The 18,318-nt window shown below is 41.9% G+C and carries 20 protein-coding genes; 14 read left to right on the plus strand and 6 right to left on the minus strand.

All coding sequences use genetic code 11. The features are described from left to right. The first annotated feature begins 80 nt into the window (after window positions 1–80). The 7 genes from A0O21_RS00500 to A0O21_RS00530 all read left to right on the plus strand — a co-directional run bounded on the left by A0O21_RS00500 (window position 81) and on the right by A0O21_RS00530 (window position 2,943). Window positions 81–326: a GlsB/YeaQ/YmgE family stress response membrane protein gene (locus A0O21_RS00500; RefSeq protein ID WP_067059985.1), complete on the plus strand. Its 246-nt coding sequence runs from the start codon at window positions 81–83 to the stop codon at window positions 324–326. Window positions 327–336: 10 nt separating this feature from the next. After that, window positions 337–912, plus strand: a complete 576-nt coding sequence (gene amaP, locus A0O21_RS00505) for an alkaline shock response membrane anchor protein AmaP (RefSeq protein WP_067059987.1) — start codon at window positions 337–339, stop codon at window positions 910–912. 8 nt (window positions 913–920) lie between these two features. After that, entirely contained in the window at window positions 921–1,109 is a 189-nt protein-coding gene (locus A0O21_RS00510) for a DUF2273 domain-containing protein (RefSeq protein ID WP_067059989.1), read from the plus strand. A gap of 10 nt (window positions 1,110–1,119) precedes the next feature. Further along, entirely contained in the window at window positions 1,120–1,617 is a 498-nt protein-coding gene (locus A0O21_RS00515; protein WP_067059991.1) for an Asp23/Gls24 family envelope stress response protein, read from the plus strand. Between the two features lie 17 nt (window positions 1,618–1,634). Then, complete coding sequence (locus A0O21_RS00520) at window positions 1,635–1,850, plus strand: CsbD family protein (RefSeq protein WP_067059993.1); 216 nt, start codon at window positions 1,635–1,637, stop codon at window positions 1,848–1,850. Beyond that, the gene (locus A0O21_RS00525) at window positions 1,850–2,386 is read left to right on the plus strand and encodes an Asp23/Gls24 family envelope stress response protein (RefSeq protein ID WP_067059994.1); all 537 of its coding nucleotides are present in this window, start codon (window positions 1,850–1,852) and stop codon (window positions 2,384–2,386) included. The genes A0O21_RS00520 and A0O21_RS00525 overlap by 1 nt, the downstream gene beginning before the upstream one ends. Before the next feature lie 194 nt (window positions 2,387–2,580). Next, window positions 2,581–2,943: a hypothetical protein gene (locus A0O21_RS00530; RefSeq protein ID WP_067059996.1), complete on the plus strand. Its 363-nt coding sequence runs from the start codon at window positions 2,581–2,583 to the stop codon at window positions 2,941–2,943. A 420-nt stretch (window positions 2,944–3,363) separates the two neighbouring features. Here the strand turns inward: A0O21_RS00530 and A0O21_RS00535 are convergent, their stop codons facing one another. Beyond that, the gene (locus A0O21_RS00535) at window positions 3,364–4,140 is read right to left on the minus strand and encodes a MurR/RpiR family transcriptional regulator (RefSeq protein WP_067059998.1); all 777 of its coding nucleotides are present in this window, start codon (window positions 4,138–4,140) and stop codon (window positions 3,364–3,366) included. 189 nt (window positions 4,141–4,329) lie between these two features. Between A0O21_RS00535 and pfkB the strand changes: the two genes are divergently transcribed. The 4 genes from pfkB to A0O21_RS00555 all read left to right on the plus strand — a co-directional run bounded on the left by pfkB (window position 4,330) and on the right by A0O21_RS00555 (window position 8,366). Further along, on the plus strand, window positions 4,330–5,262 hold the full coding sequence (gene pfkB / locus A0O21_RS00540) for a 1-phosphofructokinase (protein ID WP_067060001.1): 933 nt from the start codon (window positions 4,330–4,332) through the stop codon (window positions 5,260–5,262). A 2-nt stretch (window positions 5,263–5,264) separates the two neighbouring features. Next, window positions 5,265–6,674 (plus strand): PTS fructose transporter subunit IIC, encoded by a 1,410-nt coding sequence (locus A0O21_RS00545; RefSeq protein WP_067060003.1) that lies wholly within the window; start codon window positions 5,265–5,267, stop codon window positions 6,672–6,674. 78 nt (window positions 6,675–6,752) lie between these two features. After that, window positions 6,753–7,733, plus strand: a complete 981-nt coding sequence (lacD, locus tag A0O21_RS00550; protein ID WP_067060005.1) for a tagatose-bisphosphate aldolase — start codon at window positions 6,753–6,755, stop codon at window positions 7,731–7,733. Between the two features lie 159 nt (window positions 7,734–7,892). Continuing rightward, window positions 7,893–8,366 carry a hypothetical protein gene (locus A0O21_RS00555; protein WP_067060007.1) on the plus strand — a complete coding sequence of 158 codons (474 nt, stop codon included), beginning with the start codon at window positions 7,893–7,895 and terminating at the stop codon, window positions 8,364–8,366. Between the two features lie 148 nt (window positions 8,367–8,514). On the opposite strand, the gene dinB is transcribed toward A0O21_RS00555, so the two are convergent. After that, the gene (gene dinB, locus A0O21_RS00560) at window positions 8,515–9,609 is read right to left on the minus strand and encodes a DNA polymerase IV (RefSeq protein WP_067060009.1); all 1,095 of its coding nucleotides are present in this window, start codon (window positions 9,607–9,609) and stop codon (window positions 8,515–8,517) included. Between the two features lie 711 nt (window positions 9,610–10,320). On the opposite strand from dinB, the gene pflB reads away from it, so the two are divergent. Continuing rightward, complete coding sequence (pflB, locus tag A0O21_RS00565; RefSeq protein ID WP_067060011.1) at window positions 10,321–12,648, plus strand: formate C-acetyltransferase; 2,328 nt, start codon at window positions 10,321–10,323, stop codon at window positions 12,646–12,648. Between the two features lie 153 nt (window positions 12,649–12,801). On the opposite strand, the gene A0O21_RS00570 is transcribed toward pflB, so the two are convergent. Then, window positions 12,802–13,374: a nucleotidyltransferase family protein gene (locus A0O21_RS00570; protein WP_067060013.1), complete on the minus strand. Its 573-nt coding sequence runs from the start codon at window positions 13,372–13,374 to the stop codon at window positions 12,802–12,804. A gap of 680 nt (window positions 13,375–14,054) precedes the next feature. Between A0O21_RS00570 and A0O21_RS00580 the strand changes: the two genes are divergently transcribed. Continuing rightward, complete coding sequence (locus A0O21_RS00580) at window positions 14,055–14,492, plus strand: GNAT family N-acetyltransferase (RefSeq protein ID WP_067060017.1); 438 nt, start codon at window positions 14,055–14,057, stop codon at window positions 14,490–14,492. A 189-nt stretch (window positions 14,493–14,681) separates the two neighbouring features. Continuing rightward, the gene (locus tag A0O21_RS00585) at window positions 14,682–15,374 is read left to right on the plus strand and encodes a DUF975 family protein (RefSeq protein ID WP_067060019.1); all 693 of its coding nucleotides are present in this window, start codon (window positions 14,682–14,684) and stop codon (window positions 15,372–15,374) included. A gap of 491 nt (window positions 15,375–15,865) precedes the next feature. Here A0O21_RS00585 and A0O21_RS00590 read toward each other — a convergent pair whose 3' ends face one another. From A0O21_RS00590 to A0O21_RS00600, 3 genes are all read right to left on the minus strand, one after another. Continuing rightward, window positions 15,866–16,480, minus strand: a complete 615-nt coding sequence (locus A0O21_RS00590) for a DUF1269 domain-containing protein (RefSeq protein ID WP_067060021.1) — start codon at window positions 16,478–16,480, stop codon at window positions 15,866–15,868. Between the two features lie 132 nt (window positions 16,481–16,612). Continuing rightward, the gene (locus A0O21_RS00595) at window positions 16,613–17,542 is read right to left on the minus strand and encodes a serine hydrolase domain-containing protein (protein WP_067060023.1); all 930 of its coding nucleotides are present in this window, start codon (window positions 17,540–17,542) and stop codon (window positions 16,613–16,615) included. Then, window positions 17,539–18,291 (minus strand): CppA family protein, encoded by a 753-nt coding sequence (locus A0O21_RS00600; protein ID WP_067060025.1) that lies wholly within the window; start codon window positions 18,289–18,291, stop codon window positions 17,539–17,541. The genes A0O21_RS00595 and A0O21_RS00600 overlap by 4 nt, the downstream gene beginning before the upstream one ends. Between the last annotated feature and the right edge of the window lie 27 nt (window positions 18,292–18,318).

The raw sequence follows: 18,318 nt of genomic DNA on the forward strand, positions 1-18,318 counted from the left end.
AAAGTTGTCACAAAATAAAGAGACTTCTTATTTTTAAAAATAGATTGTCTCTTTAAAACTTGATCCAATATAAGGAGGAAATGATTATGTTATGGTCAATTATTGTAGGTGCTTTGATAGGTCTTGCGGCCGGTGCCCTTACTAAAAAAGGCGGCTCTATGGGTTGGATAGCGAACATCGCTGCCGGTCTGATCGGATCGGCTCTTGGGCAGACTCTGTTTGGAAGCTGGGGACCTAGCTTAGCAGGGATGGCATTGATTCCATCGATAATAGGCGCGGTTATTGTCGTTGCTATAGCAGCCTTTTTCTTAGATCGTGCGAGGTAGGAGACAAAATATGAACAAACTGGTAAAAATGTTTTTCATTTTGACCGGCCTCATTCTTCTGGCATTATTAGGCGCAGGAGCTGTCCATTACGGCAGCTTAGCTGCGCTGCCTGATGGCTTCAAAGAATTAGTCCGTTTCTTTAGGCTAACCCCTTTCTGGGAGAGAGCTCTCTCGCCTTACTTTTTCTGGCTTGCGTTTGCTGCTATGATATTTGTTTTTGTAGTTACAGTAATTCTTGCTCTCTATCCGAGAACCTATACAGAAATTGAATTGGAAGATAGTCAGCCCGGGAAGCTCAAACTTAAAAAGTCCGCTTTAGAAAGTTATGTACGGACTATTGTTGAAGAAGAAGGTGTGATGAAGGCTCCCAATGTGTCAGCTAAGCTGTATAAAAATAAGTTTAAAATAAGGATTTCCGGGAAAATTGTTCCGCGTGTTAATGTAACAGAGAAAGTGACTGAGTTAAAAAAAGCAATTCGCACAGGCTTGGATACTTTCTTTGGGATTAAAAATAAGGTGGATTACCGCATTGACATCAATCATATTGAAACTAGGGAACAATCCCTGTCTCAACGTGTTAAATAGGAGGCTATATGGATTTTATAAAACTATTTAAACAGTACCGCTACCCTATTATCGGCGGTCTAACAGGATTGCTTCTTGCTCTGCTGCTGGTCAATTATGGCTTGTTGAAGACGCTAGTTATCCTAATTTTTGTAACAGCAGGGGTATATGCTTCTGCTTACCTGAAAAAAACAGGTTTGTTGGATAATTTGAAATAGGAGGATAGCAATGGCTGGAATAAAATCTGAAATGGCAATTAAAGGGGAACTGACCTATGCCGATAAAGTGATCGAAAAAATAGTTGGTCTGGCTTTAGAAACAGTTGATGGTCTGTTAGCAGCAGACGGCGGTTTTTTAGCTAATGTGAAAGATAAGCTTATTAATACCGATACAGTAACAGACGGTATTCATGTGGAAATCGGCCGAAAACAGGTAGCTGTTGACTTATCTGTTGTTGTTCAATATCAAAAGCATGTTCCGACAGTTTTTGAAAATATTAAGGCAGTTATTGCAGAAGAAATCAAACGGATGACAGGGCTGGAAGTGGTGGAAGTTAATGTCAGCGTAGCTGACATCAAGACTTATCAACAGTACGAGAATGACAAAGTGAGTCTGCAGGACCGCTTGGCAGATGCCGCTCAAACAACAGGTGATTTCGCTTCTAAACAGTATACGAAACTGGCCAAGGAAGCTGAATCGGTATCTGATGGGCCGCGGGTTAGATAAAAAAGGAAAATCAAACGATGGAAAAAGCAAAATATAAGGCAAAAGAAGAGCAAGTTAAAGGATCTCTGAAAGAAACAGCCGGGAAAATAACCGGGAATAAAGAAAAAGAGATTGAAGGAAAGTCAGAGAAACTTTCCGGTAAAGCCAAAGAAAAAGCCATAAAGGCTAAAAAAGTAATTAGTGATGCAGCAGATGAAAAACTGACAGCAAAAAATAAAAAAGAGGAGAAATAATGGCAGATACAGTATTAACTGGCAAAAGCAGCCAGCAAACTTATAAGAAAACACACCTAAAAGGCAATATTATCTACAGCGACAAAGTCATTGAAAAAATTATTGGAAAGTCTTTAAAAAGCGTCTCAGGACTCTTGGCTTTCAGCGGTGGTTTTTTCTCCGACCTAAAGAATAAAGTTGTCAACAGTGATGATATGACGGAAGGTGTTGATGTGGAAGTGGGAACTAAGCAGGTTGCAGCAAATCTGCGTATTGTTGTTGAGTACGGCAAGGATATCCCAGATATCGTTAAACAGATTAAAAAAGTTGTGCAGCAGGAAGTGGCTAAAATGACACATTTAGATGTCATCGAAGTCAATGTTGAAGTGGTTGATACCAGAACATTAGATGAGTTTGAAGCCGATTCCGTCACTGTTCAGGACCGTGTGACAGAGGCTGGAAAAACGACAGGCAAGTTTGTTGAAGAGCAGGCTGTAAAGACAAAACAGACGCTTTCAGAATCTGCTGAAACAAGTGACAGGTCCCATCTGCAGTAAATTACAGGGCAGATAAAGCCCTTTCTTGCTTACTGTAAGTAAAGAAATATAAAGGATGATATGAAAAACAGAAGAGCTAAAAAAGGAAAATGGATAAGACTGTTTCAAATAATAACAATAGTCTTACCCACAGTTCAGCTAATCCGCGGGCTGATAAGAGAACACAGATCTAGCACAAAATAAAAGGAGACGGTATGTCAAAAAAATCAAATAAAAAAGGGATGACTTTTTTTCAAGGGGTACTGACTGCAGCAATGTTAACAGGGCTTGTTTACAGTATGGCTACGAAAGAGAAACGGCAGGCTCTATCTGATAAAAGCAAGAAGATGTTTAAGGATATAATGCCGGATCATCATTGTAAGTCAGAGAAAGCGGCTGATTCAAATGCTGTTCAGGCGACTCTTGCCGGTTTAGCAGCTTCTGCTGCTAAAGCGGTCAATGATGTTTATGAAAAAGCAGCCAGCAAAAATAAGAAAGCTGACCAGGCTCCCTTTGTCTCAGATATAAAAGATAGCAGCAGCCAAGAAGAAGTATCCAGTGAGGATGCGAACAGATAATCTTTTCTACCCTTATTTTTGGGAATGATAATATAAGCATAAAAAGCCCTCCTTTATCTTTGATTAAAAATCAGCAGATAAGGGAGGGTTAAAAAATCAAAGACAGGGCGGTTACTTCTGCAAAGTAAGGCTGGCGAAGATATAGAGAGCGGAGTATGAATCGTTATACTTTAAAGCGTTCACTTTTTTGAACTTGCTGGCTTTCTTGCTTTAGACTGTCAGCTGTCTTTTAAGTCAGTTAATCCGGTGTCTGAGTTCGGATCCCTTCTTTATTAATAAGAAGGGCCTTTTTTATTAAGACTAATGGCTTTTATGAGGGCTGATTTTCAGTCAGATTTAGATAGAGGAAAGTGAGAGGAAGCGCTGGTTTAACATTCTGTTTGGTTTCATTTCTGGTGTCTGTGGGATTGAACAGCAGATTTAGTACAGAAAGCCGTTTTCCTGTCTGTTGTTTTTTAGGCTGGCGGCATAAGCATCTAAAACAATCCGAGAAAGGATAGCCAAGGGCAGACGCGAGTGAACTTCAAAATCAGGGAAATACGAGAGTTCGGATTTAAAACCAAAGAGCTGATAGTCTGTAAATTTAGCTAAGGAACCCGATGGATTGGCGCTGATTAAAATAGATTTAATTTGGTTCTGCCGGCAGTTTTTAGCAGCATCAACCAGTGCCGCTGTTTCACCATTGAGAGAAATAAAAACAACTAAATCTTCTGGCTTTAGCCGTTTACTGACTGGCCGGATAATATTTGGGTCTGTGTGCAGTTCACAGTATTTCTGACTTAATTGAAATTTAATCAGCATTTCTGATCCGGTCATTTCTGAAAAGCCACGGGCAAAAATCATGATGCGTTGAGCTTTTTTGATAGCAGCAATTGCTTGTTCCAGAACATCAGCATCAATCATATTTAAGGTGCGAATGACTTCTTGGTAATTTTTGATAATGGACTGTTTAGTATCAGCTGTCATATGCTGATTATCTATGATATGCAGGCTGTCCCTGCTTTTACTCTGGATTTCGTGTTTGAAAGCCGAAAAGCCAGCATAACCTTTTTTCTTCAATGTCCTGGTGACAGAAGCATTGGAGACACTCAGAATCTCGCTTAACTCAGAGATAGTCAGGTGGGTAACATAATCGAAATGATTATTTATATAGTTCCAAATATATGTTTCTGTATCTGTTAAATGGTGCCGGGTCATTTTATCTTCCTGAAAATCTGTTCAATATCACCGCAAAAACCGAAAACGCATTCAAAATTAAAGTGCTAAGATAAATATACTAGATAAGACAGTGAAATGCAAGTCAGCAATAGACCTTATACAAAAGAATTCTTGACAAAAATAACAGGCAGTTTTCACTGTAAGTTTTTGTATCTTAGTGGAGGAGAGATGGTAATTTATACTTGTACGATGAATCCGGCGATAGATTTATTTATAGAAACAGAGAGAATGGAAGCAGGCAAGGTCAACCGTACGCTAGCTAATGAAATTCAGGCTAATGGAAAAGGAGTCAATGTTTCACTGGTGATGAAAAAGCTGGGGTTAAGCAGCACTGCGCTAGGCTTTACAGGTGGTTTTACAGGCCGCTATATCAGAGATTATCTGACTGAACAGGGAGTGGCCAACAACTTTGTGGAAGTAGCTGGTCTCACTCGAATTAACGTGTTTACAAAAGTCAATACTAGTAATCAGGAATTTAAATTGGTTAATCAAGGACCAACAGTCAGCCGAGAAGCTCAGGATGAGCTGCTTAGGCAGATTTGGGAGATGGCCGAAAATGATTATATAGTTGTCTCAGGAAGTCTGCCAAAAGGAGTAGATCCGGGGATATTGACTGAACTGGCGAAAATCAGCAAGGAAAGGGGGATAAAAGCTGTCTTTGATGTCAGCCACCCCGCAGTTCTAGACACACTTTCTTATCAACCCTATCTCTTAAAACCTAACGATGAAGAACTTGCTGAATGGTTTGGTTTAACAGGCTTGACACGAGAACACAGCTTACTGTACGGCAGACGTTTGATTCATCTGGGAGCAAAAAATGTTTTGCTGTCTCTGGGATCTAAAGGTGCTGTATATATTGCGGAAAACTTATCTGCCTGGTTCTGCAGTGCTCCTAAAGGTAGGGTAGTCAATACAGCCGGCGCTGGGGATACTTTGCTGGGAAGTTTTTTAACAGGATTGGTTAACGGGCAGAATATAAAAGATAATTTAGCAAGGAGCGTTGCCGCTGGTTCGTCAACCGCTTTTAAAAGCGGACTCACAGATTTTAGTGATGTCGAAGAACTAAAAAAACATATTCAGGTTCAAAAAATGGAGGTATAATCATGTCAACATATCAACTTGTTGCCGCGACCGGCTGTCCGACCGGCATTGCACATACGTTTATGGCTCAGGAAGCTCTGGAAAAAGCGGCCAAAAAGCGAGGGATAAGTATAAAAGTCGAAACACATGGGCAGGTTGGTGTTGAAAATGCACTGACATCGGCAGAAATTGCTAGCGCTGATGCTGTTATTATTGCAGCAGATAAGGATGTTCAGGCTGAACGTTTTGCTGGTAAACGTGTGATTTCTGTGCCTGTAGCTGATGGTATCAGAAAGGCAGATCAATTGATAGCTGATGCCTTGTCAGGCAAAGGCAGTATCCAGGGCGGAAGCGCTGTAAAAACAGAAGCAGTTCAGCAAACTGCCGGCAGAGGGCAAGAGAGCGTTGGTCATCAGATATATAAGCATTTAATGAACGGAGTTTCTCGCATGCTGCCTTTCGTCGTTGCAGGAGGAGTATTAGTTGCTGTTTCTTTTCTATTTGGTATTTATTCCTCTGATCCTCAAAACAGCCAGTATAATTGGTTCGCTGCCTTGCTGAATACGGACATAGGTGCTGTAGCTATGGGAATGATGACTCCTGTTCTGGCTGCTTTTATTGCTGAATCTATTGCTAAACGCTCGGGCTTTGCTGCTGGTATGGTTGGCGGTTTGATGGCTGTTAACGGTGGTTCAGGTTTTTTAGGCGGTATTATAGCAGGTTTTACAGCGGGTTATATAGTATTAGCCTTAGAAAAAATATTGGTTTTTCTGCCCAAGTCCTTGGACGGTTTAAAGGCTATCTTTCTTTATCCGGTATTTGGAGTTCTTTTTACAGGCTTGATAATGTCGCTGATCAATGCACCGATGGCTTGGGTAAATGAAAGCTTAATGGCCTGGCTGGCAGCATTTGAGAATGCCAATCCGCTGATTTTAGGGGTTATTATCGGCTGTATGTCAGCCTTTGATATGGGCGGTCCGGTTAATAAGGCAGCATACGTCACTGGGACAGCCTTACTGGCTCAGGGCAATACAACGTTTATGGCTGGTGTTTCTGCAGCCTGCATTGCTCCGCCGCTGACTACTTTTGTAGCAACAACCGTATTTAGAAAATATTATAGTGAAGAAGATCGGAATGCCGGTATGGCTAATCTGATTTTAGGCTCAACCCACATTACAGAAGGGGCTATTCCTTTTGCTGCTAAAGATCCCCTGCGTATTTTGCCGACCCTTATGCTGGGTTCGTCGATTGCTGCTGTACTCACTTATATGTGGGATGTTCAAGTTCCGGCTCCTCACGGCGGTTTCTTGGTTCTTCCTGTAGTGACTCATGCTTTCCTTTGGGTTCTTGCCATTGCAATAGGCTCAATTACAGCAGGCCTTATCATGGGACTGATTGAAAAAAATAAGGCAGGAAAAGCGTCATCTGCTTGAAAATTTCAGCACTCACCAGCTCCTTACCAGAGGCAAAGCCAATAAGTTTGGTGAAATATCAAAAAGAAGGAGGATATCATGTCTGCTAAAGATGAAAAAAAGCGCCGTTTGAATCAGCTCAGTAATGAAAGCGGTTTGATTACAGCTTTGGCCTTTGATCAGCGCGGAGCCTTAAAGAAAATGATTGCCCGTCATCAAATTCAGCCGGTCGCCTTAGAACAAATGACAAATCTAAAGACCTTGGTAGCTGAAGAATTAACAGGAGATGTATCGGCCATTTTATTGGATCCTGAGTACGGTCTGCCGGCAGCAAAAGCGAGGTCTGCTGCGTCTGGACTGCTTTTAGCCTATGAAAAAACAGGCTATGACAATATTAGAGAACGTCTGCCGGTTTGCCTTTCTGACTGGTCAGTCCGGCGTCTTAAGGAAGCCGGAGCCAGTGCAGTCAAATTCTTGCTTTATTATGACGTAGACGGCAATAATCAGATTAATCAGCAAAAACAAGCGTATATTGAGCGTATTGGTGCGGAATGCAGTGCTGAAGAGCTGCCGTTTTTCTTAGAAATCCTGAGTTATGATGAAAAGTTTTCTGATAAAACAAGTCCCCAGTTTGCCAAGCTTAAGCCGCATAAAGTAAATAAGGCGATTGCTGTTTTTTCTGATCAGCGCTTCAATGTTGATGTCCTGAAGGTAGAGGTGCCGGTAAATATGGATTTTGTTGAAGGGTTTGCATCCGAAGAAATAGTTTATAGCCGCAAGGAAGCTGCTCAAGCCTTTCAAAATCAAGAATTAGCAGCGTCAGTTCCCTATATTTATTTAAGTGCCGGTGTAGCTGTTGGTCGGTTTCAAGAAACATTGTTTTTTGCCTATGAATCCGGTGCGAAATTTAGCGGTGTTCTATGCGGGCGTGCCAGTTGGGGAGAGGTGGTGCCGATCTATGTCAAAGAGGGACAAGAGTCAGCCCGCAGATGGCTGCAGGAACAGGGGCGCCAAAATATCAGCAGCTTGAATGCCGTTTTGCAGCAAACAGCAGTCCCTTGGAGTGATAAATACCGATAGCATAATAAAGTAAAATTAAGAAGCTAAACAGCTTCTTAATTTTTTGCTCTGAATAACAGAGCCTTTCAACTCCATGATGCATTTCAAAAAGCCGGTTTTCACGGCAGCATTTTTATGGTAAAATAAGAGCTAAATACGTTTTATTTTGAGGAGGTTTATATGATTTCATACGAAAAAGTGCGTCAAAACTTGCGTTCACTGAATATTACAGTGCTGGTTTTAGAATTTTTCTCTGCTATACTGGGGATTTTGGGCTTCATAGGGATTTATACCATCAGTGCTAATCTTGATAATGAAGAGCTGACTTCAGTCTACTCTGCTGAGCAGATTGAGCTGCTCAGAGCCAGTGTTACGCCGTTCGCAATTTTTCTGTCTGTGGTATCGTTTGCTATCAGTGTAGCGATTATCGTTCTTGTCTTTATGAACTTGTCTAAGCTTAAAAAAGGTGAAGAGCTCAGCTATATTCCCTATTTCTTAGGGTTAGGGCTTGCTGCTTTTAATATACTTTATAGTTTTACCAGTGGCTTTAATATCTGGACTTTACTTATTCAAGGAGCTATCGCTGTTTTATTTGCCTTTACTTTTGTCAAAGCTCGGACACTTAATGAGGGTGATAACAGCCAGCAGGCTTAAGGGTGAGAGTAAGAGGGCGGCAGGAAAATGTCCAGGCTGGCTGTTCTTTCTGTTTCGCCGTTTTCAAGCACAAACAAAAAGACTGGGAGACCGCTATGATTGCTTTGCATCGTAGATGGTCTCCCAGTCTTTTGCCAGATAAAGGTTGTTATAAATCTAAAAGCAGTTCCGTTTCATCAGCTGTCAAACCAGTCACAGTAACCCCTAAAAGCCGGACGCCGGCAGAAGACTCTTCAAGACTATCATAAATGTCCTGAGCCTTGCGCTCAATTACTTCAAAGTCTGCACTGGGCTTCTCCAAAGTGATACGCTTGGTCAAAGTTGAGAAATCAGCATATCGAACCTTGAGAACAATAATTTTACCGGTTTTTTTATTTTGGGCCAATGTGTCGGCTACACGTCTGGCGTTTTTGGAAATTTCTGCCTTGATATCGTTGTCGCTGTATAAGAGTTTACCATAAGTCCGCTCGCTGCCGATCGACTTACGAATGCGGTTGGGCTGTACCGGGGAATTGCTGATCCCTCGGGCTTTTCGGAATAAGTCGTAACCAAAACGGCCGAAGTGGTCAATCAAAGTCATTTCAGATAGCCCCAGCAAGTCTTTTCCCGTATATACGCCTAATTGATGCAGTTTTTTAACCGACTGCCTGCCGACCCCGTGAAATTTTTCAATCGGCAGTTCTGCTAAAAAGTCCTGAGCCTGTTCAGGCATGATGAGGGTCAGACCGTGCGGCTTATCAAAGTCAGAAGCCAGTTTAGCTAAAAATTTGTTATAAGAAACACCGGCTGAACAGGTCAGATGATGTTCGTCCCAGATTTCTTTTTGTATGAGCCGGGCGATTTTAACAGCCGATTTTATTCCCAGTTTATTAACTGTAACATCTAAATAAGCTTCATCGATGGACATGGGTTCAACCAGATCGGTGTAACGCTTGAAAATATCCCGCAGCTGGCGGCCGATTTTTCGGTATTTGCTGTAATTCCCTGAAAGGAAGACTGCCTGAGGGCAGCGCTCATAGGCTTCTTTAGAAGACATAGCAGAATGGATACCGAATTTTCTGGCCTGATAATTGCAAGTAGAAACAACCCCACGACCGCCGGTTTGTCTGGGATCAGCCCCTATAATAACAGGCTTTCCCAGCAAATCTGGATTGTCACGCTCCTCCACTGCAGCAAAAAAAGCATCCATATCGATGTGGATAATTTTTCGTGATGTATCATTAACCAGCGGGAAAATCAGCATAAATCCTCCATCAAGATACAAAGCCCGTAAAAAGAACAAAGCAAAAATGGCGGTAAGTCCGAAATCTCTGATTTCGCAGACGCACCCCTGCCAGAACGACTAGAAAGGTGCGGTCGACTATTAAGGCGACAAAGCTTTCAGTCGTTTACGGCTAGCGGTAACTAGGTAACGATACAGATTTCCTGTCCCCTCACTCTCCCTTTTCTAGGTTCGGGCTGAAATCATCCACTGGATGATTTCACTGCACAGTTCTTAGGGCATGTTCAATTCATAAGATACAAAGCCCGTAAAAAACGCAAAAGGAAAATAGGAGACTGACCGATGAATCCAAAAAGATTCGAGGTCAGGCTATCTTTTTCCCGCAGCGTTTAGGGTGTGTTCAATTCCATCAAGATACAAAGTCTGTTTGGAAAACGACTGAAAAACAAAGGCAGACCTACTCACAGATAGACAGGTAACATTTAAATCAGGCTTCTTTGTTCGTACTTTTAGGCCATAATTAAGTGCCCTTTTATTATTATACCCTTTCTTTCTTTTTTCTGCCCGCCTAAAATATTTATACTACAGTTGACCTGGGAAAAGAACAACTGTAGTATAAAAGAAAATGCCCAAAATGCAAGCATTTTCCTTTAGAAAACGTTTACTATGTGGTAAACTATAATTGTAACTGTAACAGTAGGATTTTGTTACTAGATTAAGGAGAGGAAACTTATGGCAACTGTAAAAACCAACACAGATGTTTTTGAAAAGGCGTGGGAAGGTTTCAAAGGCACTGACTGGAAAGAAAAGGCAAGTGTTTCTCGCTTTGTCCAAGCGAACTACACACCTTATGACGGTGATGAAAGCTTCTTGGCCGGTCCAACTGAACGTTCTCTTCATATTAAAAAGATTGTTGATGAGACAAAAGCTGGATATGAAGCAGAAGGACGCTTTCCTATGGATACACGTCCGACCTCAATCGCAGATATTGATGCGGGTTATATTGACAAGGACAACGAAGTTATCTTTGGTATCCAAAACGATGAGCTGTTCAAGCTGAACTTCATGCCTAAAGGCGGTATCCGCATGGCAGAAACAGCTCTTAAAGAACACGGCTATGAGCCTGATCCAGCTGTTCATGAAATCTTTACTAAATATGTGACGACCGTGAATGATGGTATTTTTCGTGCTTATACGTCTAATATCCGCCGTGCCCGCCATGCCCATACTGTAACCGGCCTGCCGGACGCATATTCACGCGGCCGTATCATCGGTGTCTACGCCCGTCTTGCTTTATACGGTGCCGATTACTTGATGCAGGAAAAAGTGAACGACTGGAACGCCATCACTGAAATTGATGAGGAATCTATCCGTTTGCGTGAAGAAGTTAACCTTCAGTACCAAGCGCTTGGTGAAGTGGTGAAACTCGGTGATTTGTATGGCGTAGACGTTCGCCGTCCTGCTTACGATACAAAAGAAGCTATCCAATGGACCAACATTGCCTTTATGGCTGTGTGCCGTGTTATCAACGGTGCTGCTACATCTCTTGGCCGTGTGCCGATTGTTCTTGATGTTTATGCAGAACGCGACCTTGCCCGCGGAACCTATACTGAAAGTGAAATTCAGGAATTTGTTGATGATTTCGTTATGAAACTTCGTACTGTCAAATTCGCTCGTACTAAAGCGTACGATGAATTATACTCAGGAGACCCAACCTTCATCACAACTTCTATGGCTGGTATGGGAGCTGACGGACGCCATCGTGTCACTAAGATGGACTATCGCTTCTTAAACACGCTTGACAACATCGGAAACTCACCAGAACCAAACCTGACTGTTCTTTGGACAGACAAATTGCCTTACGCTTTCCGCCGTTACTGCATGTCAATGTCACACAAACATTCTTCTATCCAATATGAAGGTGTGACAACAATGGCTAAAGACGGTTACGGTGAAATGTCATGTATTTCATGCTGTGTATCGCCGCTTGATCCAGAAAATGAAGAACAACGTCACAATATCCAATACTTTGGTGCCCGTGTTAATGTCCTTAAAGCACTTTTAACTGGTCTTAACGGTGGCTATGATGATGTTCATAAGGATTATAAGGTATTTGACATTGATCCTGTCACAGACGATGTGCTTGACTTTGATACGGTTAAAGCTAACTTTGAAAAATCACTGGACTGGCTGACAGATACTTATGTAGATGCACTGAACATCATTCACTACATGACTGATAAGTACAACTATGAAGCTGTACAGATGGCCTTCCTGCCAACACGCCAACGTGCTAATATGGGATTTGGTATCTGCGGTTTTGCTAATACAGTTGATACCTTGTCAGCAATTAAGTATGCAACGGTTAAACCGATCCGCGACGAAGATGGCTATATCTACGACTATGAAACAACTGGAGATTATCCGCGCTGGGGTGAAGATGATCCTCGTTCAAACGAATTGGCAGAATGGCTGATTGAAGCTTACACAAACCGTCTGCGCAGCCACAAGCTTTACAAAGACGCTGAAGCAACCGTTTCACTTTTGACGATTACTTCAAATGTTGCTTACTCTAAACAAACAGGTAACTCACCTGTTCACAAAGGGGTATACCTCAATGAAGACGGTTCAGTAAACCTGTCTAAACTGGAATTCTTCTCACCAGGAGCTAATCCATCTAACAAAGCCCGCGGCGGCTGGCTGCAAAATTTGAACTCTCTGGCTAGTCTGGACTTCTCATATGCGGCTGATGGTATTTCCTTAACAACGCAAGTTTCTCCGCGTGCGCTTGGTAAAACTCGTGACGAACAAGTTGATAACTTAGTGACTATCCTTGATGGCTACTTTGAAAACGGCGGTCAGCACGTTAACTTGAACGTTATGGACCTTAAAGATGTTTATGACAAGATTATGAATGGTGAAGATGTTATCGTTCGTATCTCTGGTTACTGTGTCAATACCAAGTATCTGACGCCTGAGCAAAAAACTGAGCTGACCCAGCGTGTCTTCCACGAAGTGCTTTCGATGGATGACGCAGCTGAGGCAGTATCTGGAAACTAAAGCAAGGCGCTTCATAATCATTAATAAAAGACTGAAGGCAGAGCCTTCAGTCTTTTATGCTGTTCTTGTAATCTATCTTTGTGACCTAACGCTGCCAAACACTCTTTTTATAGCCGACATAAGAGCAGTGTTGCTGCTTTTTAGAGTTTTCGGCTAAATATCCGGGTTGTCCGCAAAAACTTCTACTGAGAGATTAGGCCAAATTTTTTGCCAGTTCTTTTTCATTATCCTCTTGTTGTAAACATTCCTGCGCTCTTTATCCAGCGAATAGTGCGGAGTTGGAGAGACAGTGAAGTTAATTAAATCATCAATCCCATGCGGCGTAAAGACCTCTAAAGTACCGTCAGGAGCTAAGCGAGCAGCGATTGAGGTGCATTTTTCAGGGAATTTAGAAACCGCATCTTTTGAGCTGCTGTATTTGTCAGTATTTGGACTGTGGCTGTTCATGTAGTACTGATTCTTAACTTCCCAGTTATATTGCGGATATTGCTTTTTGATGGCTTGCTCAATGGTCAGCGTTTGACCATAGCTGATGCTGTCATCGAAAAAAATCACATCGATATCTGAAAAATGAACAGTTGCACTTTTTCCGCTTAAAACATCCCAAATATAATTTCTAAGAGTACCGGCACACAGCCAGCAGTCTTTTAAGTCAAAAGAGCTGATAATTTCAAGCAAAGTCATCATCTCTTTGCTGTTTCTGATGATATGGTCAATTGAGGACATCATCATCTCCTTCCATAGCGTTATAAGATACAAGGTTCGTATGAAAATGACGGTAAGTCCGAAATCTATGATTTTGCAGACGCCCCTCTGTCAAGACGACTAGAAGGGAGCGGGGAGCAGTAAAAGCTTTAACTTTTAAATGGATTACAGCCTTTTTCAGGACGCTAGTCGTCTAGTGGTATTTCAAAGCATTAAACTGCCTACTAGACCTTGCGGGGTGGGACAAGGAACTTTTTATCCTTGACAAAAGGTCTGTCCTACTCCCAGATGGCTAGGGCTTCTTTAATTAATTGTTACTACAAAGCATGATGTACACAATCTTTTTCACTAGGATTTAAGGCTGTGTTCAATTCACAAGATATAAAAGCCGTTAAAAAATCCGTATGAAAATAGGGGAAGACAAGTGATGCTTTGCATCACGCTGGCAGCCATCTTTTTCACTAGGATTTAAGGCTGTGTTCAATTATACTCTTTTGCAAAAAATTATTCAATCTTTCTTATTAATCTATAACTGGGAAAATCTGCCGGAAAAAGAGGGCAGTCATAGTTTGTTTTGGCTGCTGCACAGATTTCTGCTGTTTGAGTGGGTGATATATTTTATAAATACCGAATTCAGTCGTCAAAACGGAAGCATAGGAGCTTATTTTGATTATTACTGAGTAAAAGGGTATAATGAAACTATGCAAATCAAACAGACCAGAGATACACTTTCGAATACTTATTATGATGCTGTCAAAATTCGGCAGCTTGTTTTTGTAAAGGGGCAGGGTGTTCCGCGCAGCATTGAGATTGACAGCGATGAGGCTTACTGCCTGCATTTTGTGCTCTATGATGACAGTAATCTGCCGGCAGCCACCTGCAGGATTTTACCGGATAAAAATTATAACAGTGCAACTTTGCAGCGTATGGCAGTCCTGCCTGATTACCGCGGGAAGCATTTGGGGACGCTTCTTTTAGAACATACTCTTGCTTTTTGCCGCAAACAAGGCTTCTGTAAACTGTCCCTTCATGCCCAGCTGACCGCCAAAGGTTTTTATGATAAGATGGGCTTTAGAGCAGTGGGATCTGTTTTTGAAGAAGCCGGGATTCGGCATATTACAATGGAAATGACGCTGTAATCAGATTTAGAATGTCCTTAGCTTAGGGGCAACTGACTTGAGAGTTGATTTTTTAAATATTCTGCCCTGCTTTTTGTTGCTTCTAAGCTTGGGTTTTTTGTATAGCCAAAGAATTTTTTGAAAAGAGGTGACTTTTTTCAGAAAAAATGCTAAACTAATGAAATACTACAATTTTTGAGGGAGATTGACATGAAAACACGCAAAGAATTGAAAGATGAAGCAAAAGCAGCTTTATCGGGCAACTGGGGCTGGGCTGCTGCGCTTTCTATCATTCCTTATCTGCTTCTTATGCTTGCATTTTTTATGATAATAAGTCTGCTTGGTCTTTTTTCTTATGCTGGCGGCAGTGATGAACCTACAGAATTGATTGGTGTTTCACTTTTTCTTATAATAGCTGTTTATATCTTGTTTTTATTGGCGCTTTTGGGGATATCTGTCAGCATTTCCTCCAGCTTTTTGGATTTAATTCGCGGTAAGAAGAGTGAATTGATGCCTGCTGCAACCTATGCTTTTAAAGAGGGGCGCTATGGCAAATTCTTTACTAATTCCTTGATGGTAGCTATTTTTACTTATCTTTGGTCGCTTCTGTTTACTATTCCTGGCCTTATTAAAACCTACAGCTATGCTTTAAGTACCTATATTGTCAAAGATGATTTAGAACAAGGCAGACCAGTGAGCGCTACTTCAGCTATTACCAAAAGCCGTCAGCTGATGGATGGCTACAAGTGGGACCTTTTTGTTTTAGGGTTAAGCTTTTTAGGCTGGGAGATTTTAGCCTCTTTAACACTGGGGATTGGTTATATTTGGCTGGCTCCTTACATGTCAGCAACTTATGCCGCTTTTTATGATGATTTGGTTCAAAATCAGCAGCAGACGGCCTAACTGTCAAAAGAGATAAAATGGGGGCCTAGTTTTCGCTGCATGGCTGACTCTGATGGGCAAATACGTTGTCATAGCCAGCAAAAAAGAGTGAGGGAAGTTGATTCAAATAGTTATCGATTCTTCCTCACTCTTTAATTCTTAAGCGATTACCTATAGGCGTAGTCAAAAATGGTGTTTTAAGTAAAATAACCAATTTAAAGGCTTGAGACAGTTCTGTCCCAAGCCTTTTTAAACATTAAAAACACATAAGCCAAAGTGACGGCAAGTCCGAAATCCTCGATTTCGCAGTTCTCCACTGACAGAACGACTAGAAGGGTGCGGTCGGCTGTTAAGTCGGCAAAGCTTTCAGCCGTCTATAGCCGCCAAGAAGTCCGAAAGGGGAAATTTGTAAAAACTTTAACTTTCCTCACTTCCACAGCCTTTACTTTTAGACCATGCTCAATGTTGGCTTCTATGGGGAGGGGTAGGCAGATTGTTTTTCGAAAGAAAAATTATTTTTTACCCTTTAAACGCTTGAAAGTAGCTTTTAGGTTTTCTGCGATATCGCTGCCCTGTTCTTTAAGATGTTCCAAACGTCTCTGGTTCATATCTTTTTGGACATTAGCGTAAAGATCATCTTGCACCTTGCCGGCTAATTCGACTTCCTGAGCAACAGAAAGGGCATTCCAGCGCATAGTGCTGGTTTTATAAGCAGATAAGACAGCATCAATCACGGTCTCGTCTTCCTCATGGGCTAAGAGGATCAGAGCTGTATCACCATCCAGAAGCTTTGTGGTGACTTCTTCAATAAGATTATTATTTGAGCTGTCTGTCATACTTCCGCTGGCGGCTCCGGCCAGACTGCCGATTCCGTAACCGATGATGACACCAATCGGACCGCTTAAAATACCGATTAAACCGCCGACAATGCCTCCGATGGCAGCATAATCACGGCTGCTGTCGTTAAAATCAAGAGCATCTTTGAGAATGACTTGGTTGGCTTCTTTTTTGACAACCGCCAGCTGAGCAATCTGTGTCTTGTCATCAGGCTGGAACTGTTTGAGTTCTGAGAAGGATTGGTAAGCCTCACTTTCTGTTTCAAAAATGGCCATGATAATATTTGACATACATTCTCCCTCCTTTTACTCTGACCGCTTACAGGTCTTTGCAGCTTTATTGCAGCATTTTTATGCAGGTTTATAAGCGTTTTACTAAAGAAAAAACAGTATTGGAAAACTAGTATTGCCCTATTCTGCCTGTCAAGCAGTGAGACTGCTTTTTATGGACTCTTTTATTTTACTGCGTTCTTTTATCCATAAAGAACGGCAGTCTCTTTCATAAGTACGGTTGGTCAGAAAAACAGCAGCTTGCTGAGCTTGACGGTTGACCATAATGAAGGGACCTGTGTATCCGGTATGGTCAAGCCAGTTTCCTTCTAGATTCCAAGCCAATGAGCGCGGCTTTTTCATGTTGCCGTAATTATGCCAAAGGTCAGCAGCGAAATCATCCTGCAGGTAACCTTCTAAAAAATGTTCCAAATCTTTGATAGTTGAAAACAGTCCTGCTGAACCAGCATGATTTCTCAAAATTTTAGCCTTAGGGTCGTGCACCCTTCCATCAGTTACGCCTTTGCAGGTTGGGACAGCCTCTCTCACAGGTCCAAAACGGGTTTGTGCCATCTTAAAAGGAGTAAAAACCTCTTTTTGAAAAATCCTGTCTAAGGATTGGCCATAAATGTTCTCCAACATAAAACCTAGCAAAAGGAAATTAATATCAGTATACCGAAAGGCTTTATCGGGTGTCACAGAAATATGATTAATGGCTTCCTGCAGTTGGGTTGCATTCATCTGATTCCGGCCGGGGATATAGGGATCAATGCCGCTGGTATGGGTTAAAAGCTCTCTTACCGTAACAGCAGAATGATAAAAAGAGGGATAATAGGCTTTTAAAGGCTTATTTAGTTCAATCTCATGTCTTTTTAGCAAATAGAGGCAGACTGTTCCTACGCCAACAACTTTTGAAACAGAGGCTAAATCATAAATCAGTCCCGGTTTGACTGCCTGCTCTCCGTCGATTGTTCCCATGTAATATTCCTGCCAGCAGCCTTTTTGGTACAGGGCTAAACTGGCACCATGATAGTGTCCTTGCCTGATATGTCCGGTGATGGTCTTTAAGACTGTCTTTGTCATTTGCTGAACCAAATTTCAATGCGGCTGGGGTCGGAGATAACCAGCAGTTCTTCTTTACGATCGAGATAAACAACTTGCCCCTTGTCTTCAAGCTGCTTTTTCAGCTCAAGCAGATTGTAATCTTTCGGAACTTTAACTTCCAGATATTCTAAATCCCAAGTATGACTCGGTTCAGCAGCCAAATCTTCGCCTTGTGCTGCTGCAAATACCAGCTCTAATGGAAAATGAACAGGGAGCAGTTCTTGATAAAATGTTTGTGACAAAGCGGGGTCAGTAGCATTTACGGCCAGTCTGTCAAACTGAAAAGCCGACAGCCCCTTGAAGTCAGGATTCTTATCCAGATGGGGCGGGACAATTTCTATTAAATTTTTCACATTTTCTTCGGCATGCAGCAAGAAGAGATCTCCTTGCGGGGACAAGGCTTCAAAGGCATAGCCTTCTTTTCCTTTGTATATTTTTTGTGCGGCTGCTCCATTTGCCAGTAAGTCTGAAATTTCGGAAGGATTTTCTGCTTTTAAGGTGATTTTATTGAGTTTTTTGTTCCCTCTGACAGCACGGGTCTCGGGATCAGGTGATTCCTCAATTAATAATAGTTGATTCTGCTTATTCCAAGCTGAAAAAAAAGCCAGCGTATTTTCTTCGCCAAGCAGACGCAGGCCCAGAGTCTGTTGATAAAAAGCAATATTCTGGTCACGGTTGTCGACCCGCAAAGCGATTGCTTTAAAAGTCATACGGTCAAATAAAGTCATCAGGTATTCTCACGCTCCTTTCTTTTA

This window comes from Streptococcus pantholopis (assembly GCF_001642085.1).
Classification (GTDB): Bacteria; Bacillota; Bacilli; order Lactobacillales; family Streptococcaceae; genus Streptococcus; species Streptococcus pantholopis.